1 protein-coding gene is annotated in these 1,973 nt (G+C 72.6%); it reads right to left on the minus strand.

The features are described 5' to 3' along the window. The coding region (locus ACIBJE_RS31565) for a type I polyketide synthase (protein ID WP_396753930.1) at positions 1–1,973 on the minus strand (1,973 nt) is incomplete at both ends.

Consider the following 1,973-nt stretch of genomic DNA (forward strand, 5'->3'; position numbering starts at 1 on the left):
GTCGTACCCGTGCCGTGCGCCTCCACCACGTCCACGTCCGCCGTGGTCAACCGGGCGTTCGCCAGAGCCTGCCGGATCACCCGCTGCTGCGACGGACCATTCGGCGCCGTCAACCCGTTCGACGCACCATCCTGGTTCACCGCAGTGCCCCGCACCACCGCCAAAACCCGCCGACCATCCCGACGCGCGTCGGAGAGCCGCTGCACCAGGAGTACACCTACGCCCTCCGACCAACCGGTGCCGTCGGCGCCCTCGGCGAACGACTTGCAGCGCCCGTCCGGCGCGAGGCCGCCCTGCCGGGAGAACTCGACGAAGGTGGCGGGGGAAGCCATGACCGTCACGCCACCAGCGAGGGCCAGGTCGCACTCACCCGACCGCAACGACTGCACCGCCAGGTGCAGGGCCACCAACGACGACGAACACGCCGTGTCCACCGTCACCGCCGGCCCCTCGAACCCGAACGAGTACGCCACCCGACCCGACAGCACGCTGGTCGCGTTGCCGGTGAGCAGGTGACCGCCGACCTCCTGGTCCCGACCCATCGCGGTCGAGGCGTACCCCTGGAAGCTCGCGCCCGCGAAGACGCCGACCCGTTCGCCCTTGAGGCGGGACGGGTCCACGCCGGCTGATTCGATCGCCTCCCAGGAGACCTCCAGCAGCAGTCGCTGCTGCGGGTCCATGGCGACCGCCTCACGGGGCGAGATGCCGAAGAACTCCGCGTCGAACGCTCCCGCGTCGTAGACGAAGCCGCCCTGGCGAGGGAAGGAGGTATCGGTGAGCCTGCCGTCGAGGAAGCTGTCCCAGCCCCGGTCGAGCGGGAAGTCGGAGATGCCGTCCCGTCCGGCGGTGAGCAGTTCCCAGAGGCGGTCGGTGGTGTCGACGCCGCCGGGCAGGCGACAGCCCATGCCGACGATGACGATCGGGTCGTCGTTGACGGCGACGGTCCGGTTCTCCGCCACCGTCGCGGCCGGCGTCCCGATCAGTTCGATGCCGAGGTGGGTCGCCAGGGCGAGCGGCGTCGGATGGTCGAAGACCAGGGTGCTGGGCAGGGTCAGGCCGGTCTCGGCGGTGAGTCGGTTGCGCAGTTCGACCGCGGTGAGCGAGTCGAAGCCCTGACGTTGGAAGGCCCGGTCGGCCGGTACGGCGTCCGGCGTCGGGTGCCCGAGCACGGCGGCAGCCTGGGCTCGGACGAGGTCGAGCAGGTATGCGTCCCGCTCGACGGGTGTCATGCCGGCGAGCCGGCGTCCGAGCTGCGTGCCGTCGCCGGTCTCCCCGTTGGCGTCGGTCTGCGCGGGCCGCGCCCCGGGAATCTCGTCGAGCAGCGGGCTGGGGCGCAGCGCGGTGAAGGAGGCGGCGAAGCGGTCCCAGGCCACGTCGGCGACGACCACCGAGACGTCGTCCCGGTCCAGGGCGCCCTGCAACGCGGTGACCGCCAACTCCGGATCCATCGCCGGCAGACCACGCCGGGCCAACTGCTCCTGCGCCTCGCCCTGCACGGCCATGCCTCCGCCGGCCCAGGGCCCCCACGCCACGGCGGTGCCGACGGCACCCCGGTCACGGCGGCGCGTGACGAGCGCGTCCACGAAGGCGTTGGCCGCCGCGTAGCCTGGCTGTCCCGCCGAACCCCACACCCCCGCGATGGACGAGAACACCACGAACGCGTCCAACCCGTCGGGCAGCAACTCGTCGAGGTGGGCCGCGCCGTCGACCTTGGCCCGGAGCACGTCGGCCAGTTCGTCCTGGCTGACGTCGGCGAGGGGGGTGAACTGGGGAGCCCCGGCGGCGTGCACGACGGCACGGACGGAATCGCCCTGCCCGGCCAGGCCGTCCAACAGGGCCGCCACCTGCGTACGGTCCGCCACGTCACAGGCCGCGACAGTCACCCGCGCACCCGACGCCCGCAACCGCTCGGCCAACTCCGCCGCACCCGGAGCCCGCTCACCACGACGACTCGTCAACACCACATGCCCGGC

It is taken from the genome of Micromonospora sp. NPDC050187 (assembly GCF_044459745.1).
Classification (GTDB): domain Bacteria; phylum Actinomycetota; class Actinomycetes; order Mycobacteriales; family Micromonosporaceae; genus Micromonospora.